Source organism: Streptomyces sp. NPDC093546 (assembly GCF_044765045.1).
Taxonomy (GTDB): domain Bacteria; phylum Actinomycetota; class Actinomycetes; order Streptomycetales; family Streptomycetaceae; genus Streptomyces.
Map to the genome: position 1 here is coordinate 1 of NZ_JBIWJG010000034.1, position 5,215 is coordinate 5,215.

The window sequence follows — 5,215 nt, forward strand, 5'->3', positions numbered from 1 at the left end:
GGTGCTGGACCGGTACCTGCACCACCTGCGGACGACCTCTACCCGCCCAACGAAGCCGCCGCAGACAGGGCAGAACCTAACGAAGCACTACTAGGACTTGTCCGGTCGATCAAGTTCGTAGCCAGATGACGAGGCTGGCTGCTGTGGCGGTGCCGAGGAAGACGTAGCCGCGTTTGTCGTAGCGAGTGGCGATCGCCCGGGACTGTTTCAGGCGGTTGATCGCCCGTTCGACGGTGTTGCGCTTCTTGTACCGCTCTTCGTCGAAGCGAGGTGGTCGTCCGCCGCGTGAACCTTTGCGCAGGCGGGCGGCCTGGCTGTCGGTCTTCTCCGGGATGGTGTGCCGGATGCCCCGTTGTCGCAGGTACTCACGGCACAGACCGTTGCTGTATGCCTTGTCAGCCGCGAGACCGGCTGGCTTCTTACGGGGCCTGCCAGGTCCGATCCGCGGGACGCGGATCTTCTCCAGCACTGGCCCGAGCTGAGTGCAGTCGGCCCGCTGTCCTGGCGTGACGATCAGGGACAGCGGCCGGCAGCGGCCGTCCGCACTCAGGTGGAGCTTGCTGGTGAAGCCGCCGCGCGAGCGGCCCAGGCCCTCACCTCCAGCACCACCTCCACCAGGCGGGCGACCAGGCTCTGCCACGGAGTTTCGTCCTGGTGTTCTATCGGTCCGACCCCCTTTGCGCTGGGAGGCGGCGGCGGATCGGTGCGGGCGCCAGCCGCATGCTGATGCGCGCGGACAACGGTGGAGTCGACCGAGATGTCCCAGTCGATCTTGCCTGCCGTGTCGGCCTGGGCCTGGACCTGCTGGAGCAGACGTTCCCAGGTGCCGTCGGCGGACCACTGCCGGTGACGTTCATAGACCGTCTTCCACGGCCCGAACCGTTCCGGCAGGTCACGCCACTGCACACCTGTCCGCACTCGGTGCAGAATTCCGTCGATCACCTGCCGGTGGTCCCGCCACCGGCCACAACGCCCGTTACTGACTGGCAGAAGCGGCCGCAGACGTTCCCACTCGGCATCTGTCAGGTCACCCCGTCCCATGCCCGCACTAACGCCCCGGGAGCGGAGCAGTTACTTGAACGGACTCCCGTCTGCCGGGCCATGCAAGGATCGGCGGATGGTGCTTGTAGGTGAGTTCTTCCTCGCCAGAGACGATGAGTCCGCAGTGCGGGTAGGCCCTCGCAAGAGTCACGATTTTGCTGCCGTGCCTTGCGACGGCATCTATCCAGGTGACGCGGTTCTGAGGTGGGAGACCTTGCTGACGGGCGCGGAGAGCCTGGTCCGAGATGTAGTGCCCCTGGCCAACGACGGCTTCACCGTCTTCGCTGTTCCGGAGCCGCTGTGCACGGCTTTGGCCAGTGCGCGAAGGGATCAACTCCGAGCCACAGCCGTTGCGTGGGCTGAGATCGCCTCCGAGCCGGGCGATGAGGTTTCGTTGGATAACGCGGTGGACCTTCTTGAGTGTCTGTCAGCCCTAACCAGAAGTCGTGCGGAGGAGGCCTGTCTCACCCGGGCGCGGCCACAAGTGGCCCAGGACGGCCTGACGAAGAACGCTGCCATCGCTGCTCGCACGCCTCGAAGCGTCCACCAGCGGTGATCGACCGGACAGGACCTAGTTGACGACTATGTAGTTGAGTCGGATGTGCAATGGCGAGTTCCAGCCCACCCACCAATGGACGGTTACTTCCCCGACCAGCGGTACGACGTTGTAAACCGCCATACCAGCAGCGGCAATGAATGGGTTACCACTTGGGTCGAGTTCGGTGATCGATACCGCTATCTGGCTGTCCCGACGCGCGCTGGGGATGGGATCGGTGGTTACATGTGACCCTAGCCCAGCGGAAGTCCAGTGACCCATCGCATAGTGGATCGAAACGATGTTTCCGCCAATCCTCTCCAATTTTTCGGCGGGCGCAGAAAGCTTGTGTTCCTCTGGTACTACCACTCCACGCTCGTCTCTGGTCGCTTGGAGGAGATGCGACGAACCGACTGGCGTTGATATGTCGCCCGTTGTTGTTGCCATTTCATCTGCTCCTTTCCATGAGGCGAACTGCCCGGCCTGAGACGCCACTCGCCATCCGAAACCGGGTCATACCGCTATATTATCCCTTTATCTAGGGCTTGTCTGTCCGGTCATGTGACCGCTCCACCTCTGAGCCGTTGATATGGGCATGGGGCGGGGTGATGGATGCGGAGTGGGAGCGGCTGCGGCCGTTCCTGCCGGTCAGCGACGGGCGTCGTGGGCGGTGGCGGGATCACCGCCAGGTGATCGACGGGATCCTGCACCGGGTGCGGACCGGTGTGGAGCTGTCCGGCCGATCACGGTCGTGGGCGGTCCGGCATGATGCCGGGTCAGCATCCGTCAAATCGCCCGCCCCATGCCCGCATCAACGAGTCCGGCGCGGAGCAGCTACATGATCGGCCGGACAAGTCCTAGTCGAACTCGACCCTGCGCCCCCGAAGACGAGCGGCGGCCTGCTCCGGACCGAGCGGGGTGTCGGCGACGACCAGGTCCACCAGGCCCTCGCGCCGGCAGACCTCCGCGACCTGGCCGGGGTGGTGCAGCGTCCCGTCTGGGGTTCGTGCTCAGGTCGACCAGCAGGCCGCGGTCGACGAGCCGGCGTGGCCTCGTACCACGCGGAGAGGGCTGACGACCGAGGCGCCTTCCTGCCGTGGTCATCCCACCAGGGCGGCGAGCCAGGAGCAGCTCGCGTTGTGGGATCAGTCCTCGCCGTGGTCGGGGGCTGCGCCACCCTCCTCGCCGTCGTGTCTATCGTCGACAACATCTTCGAAGGACATCTGACCGCTGACTTCGCCATCCTCGTTCTCTTTGCCGTCGTCATCCAGCCCTGCGGGGAGGACGCTGAAGTCGAAGCGCGGCAACATGCCGGCGATGTCGAGCTTGGGCAGAGCATCGGCGAAGCTGCTTCGCAGGGCGGCAGTAAGATCGACCTGCGGCCTGAGGTGTTCGACCAGACTTCGGTTCAGGTCGGCGAAGTCCGGCTTCGGATATAGGTCGGCCAGGGTCTTGGCGAGAGCAGCGTTGGTCGCGGAGAACAACTCGGCGTAGCTCCGGCGCAAGGGGCTGGCGATGTCCAGCGACTCCAGAAACTGCTTGGAGAGCGCGCCTTCTGCCGCCAAACCCGTCTGGCGCAACTCCTGCATGGCACGCCGTGTCGCACCTGTGGCGCGGTTCTTCAGCCGCTTGAGGATCTCCACGATCGCCGGGTCCGAGCCGTCCGGGGCCTCGGGCTCCTTCGGAGTCAAGAGGGTGGGCGTCTCGTCCCCGTCCCGCGCCCGGGCCGCTGCGCGCGGCCGCGCGTTCAGGCCGGTCGGCGGTCTGCCGAACCGCCGCGCCGCGCTGGGGTCGTCGTACGGTCGCCGTCTCCACCGCGCTCCGCGCTCGCCGTACGGCTGAGCGGGGCGTGACGGCAGGCGCCTTCGTACGGCTGCCGTTCGCCGCTCCGCGGGGCCGTGCCGGGGCCAGGCCGCTTGCCGCCCGCCGCGGCGTCTGGGCCGTTCGCCGCGCCGACCGCCCGCCGCCGCCGCCGCGCGCTCACCGCCCCGGCCCGCGGTCCGACCGGCGTTACGCGCTCGCTGTACCCGCCGCCCGCCGCCGGCTGCACGGCCGCAGCTCCCGGGGCGGGCCGTCCTGTCGCCGTCCATCGCCGCTCCGCCCGTGCGGTCGCCGCCGCGCTCGCCGTATCCGCGTCGCCGGGATCCGTTCGCCGCGGCCCCCTGTGCGTTGGGGCCGGTCGCGGCCGCGCCCGCCCGTGCTGCTGCCGCGCCGCCGCCGTACCGCGCGTGCCGGGGTCGCGCTCCGTCGTACGGCGGTTGGCCGGGGTCGCTGTACGGCCGGCCCGCGTCGTCTGTCCGCCACCGCTGCGTGCCGCTCCGCTCCACGCCGGAGCCGCCGACCGGTCGCCGCTGGGGTCGTCGTACGGTCGCTGTTCGCCGACGTTCCGGCCGTACGGCCGCACCCCGCCGCTCCACTCCCCGCTCCGCCGCTCCACTCCCCGCTCCGCCGTCCGCTGCCCGCCGTCCCCGCGCCCGCCGCCGTGCGTGCCGGGGCCGCGCCGTGCCGCCCCACCGCCTCCCCCTGGGCTGTTGCCCGCCCCTGCCGCTGGGCTGTTGCCCGACCGGCCCGCGTCCGCTTCGCCCCGTACGGCTGTCCGCCATCGCCGCACGCCGCTCCGCCGCCGCGCCGGGCCGCTCCGCTTCGCGCCTGGACCGGTCGCTGGCCGAGGTTCGCCTCTACCGGGCCGCGCTGGGGTCGTCGTACGGTCGTCGCCTGCACGCCCGTGCCGTCGTACGGCCGGGCCGCTGCGTGCTCGGGCCGGTGGCCGCTCCGCTCCGGGTCGCCGTGTGGTCGCTGTCTACCCCTTGGGCTGTTGCCCGATCGGCCCGCCGCCGTCCGGACGGGCCGCCGCGCGCGGTACGGTGCCGCCTCCGCCGTGCGCTCGGGCCGGTCATCGACCGCCCGCGCCGGGCTGGGGTTGCCGTTCCCGCCGTCCGCCGTCGGGTCGCGCCGTGCCGCCGTGCCGGCCGCCGTACGGCCGCTGACCGAAGTCGCCGCCTCCGCTGTGCGTTGGGGCCGTTCGCGGGCGCGCCCGCCCGTGCTGCTGCCGCGACGCCGCTGCGCCGTGCGTGCCGTGCCCGCCTCCGCCGTTCCACGCCCCGCTGTGACGTCGAGGTCCGCCCGCCGCCCCGCCGCCCTTCGGGCGGGCCCCCGCCGCGCGCTCCGTACCAGGGTGGCGCCGCCCGTGGTCGTACGCCTGCCCCCCGCCGTTTCGCTGCTTCGTACGGCGGCCGCGTCGCCGTACGGCCGCTGGCCGGGGTCGTTGTACGGCCGCGCTCGCGGGCGGCTCCGCTTCGCGCTGGGGTCGTCGTACGGTGTCGCCGCGCGCCGAGGCCGCACTGCAGCGAGGACGTGCCACCAGTAGCCGGCGGGGACCTGGGCGCGTTTTCGTCTGCCCAGGACAACGGTCGGCCGAAGGCCGGTGTCATGCCCACTGCATGCCGAGTTCCCGTAGGGCGTCGAGCTGTTCCTGGGTGAGCTTGTCGCGGCGGCTTTTGGTGTTGGAGATCCATACGCCGAGCTTGACGGTCACCGGTTCTGTCTTGCCGTCGACCTCGATCTCCACGACAGCGCCGCGCGGGACGGGCCGCTGCCCCGCCCGTTCGACCCACTGCGTGAGGGCGGTCAGGCCCCGCT

4 protein-coding genes and 2 pseudogenes are annotated in these 5,215 nt (G+C 70.3%); 1 reads left to right on the top strand and 5 read right to left on the bottom strand.

Features of this window, described 5'->3' with window-relative positions; translation table 11 throughout:
- Positions 1 to 109 precede the first annotated feature (109 nt).
- Positions 110 to 1,041 (bottom strand): IS5 family transposase gene (locus tag ACIRNI_RS31900; RefSeq protein ID WP_403556870.1). Its coding sequence is split into 2 segments (ribosomal slippage): positions 110 to 708 and positions 708 to 1,041, totalling 933 coding nucleotides; the frame shifts between segments, so codons are not numbered across the junction.
- 571 nt (positions 1,042 to 1,612) lie between these two features.
- A complete protein-coding gene (locus ACIRNI_RS31905; protein ID WP_403556872.1) occupies positions 1,613 to 2,023 on the bottom strand; it encodes a hypothetical protein in 411 nt (136 codons plus the stop codon).
- Between the two features lie 161 nt (positions 2,024 to 2,184).
- Here ACIRNI_RS31905 and ACIRNI_RS31910 point away from each other — a divergent pair.
- Positions 2,185 to 2,301, top strand: a pseudogene (locus ACIRNI_RS31910) (transposase); the annotation flags it as partial.
- A gap of 135 nt (positions 2,302 to 2,436) precedes the next feature.
- On the opposite strand, the pseudogene ACIRNI_RS31915 reads toward ACIRNI_RS31910, so the two are convergent.
- From ACIRNI_RS31915 to ACIRNI_RS31925, 3 genes and pseudogenes are all read right to left on the bottom strand, one after another.
- Positions 2,437 to 2,623 (bottom strand): annotated as a pseudogene (locus ACIRNI_RS31915) (hypothetical protein); the annotation flags it as partial.
- Between the two features lie 98 nt (positions 2,624 to 2,721).
- On the bottom strand, positions 2,722 to 3,219 hold the full coding sequence (locus ACIRNI_RS31920; protein WP_403556874.1) for a hypothetical protein: 498 nt from the start codon (positions 3,217 to 3,219) through the stop codon (positions 2,722 to 2,724).
- Positions 3,220 to 5,003: 1,784 nt separating this feature from the next.
- Positions 5,004 to 5,215: helicase associated domain-containing protein (locus tag ACIRNI_RS31925; RefSeq protein ID WP_403556876.1), on the bottom strand; the 212-nt coding region annotated here is incomplete at its 5' end.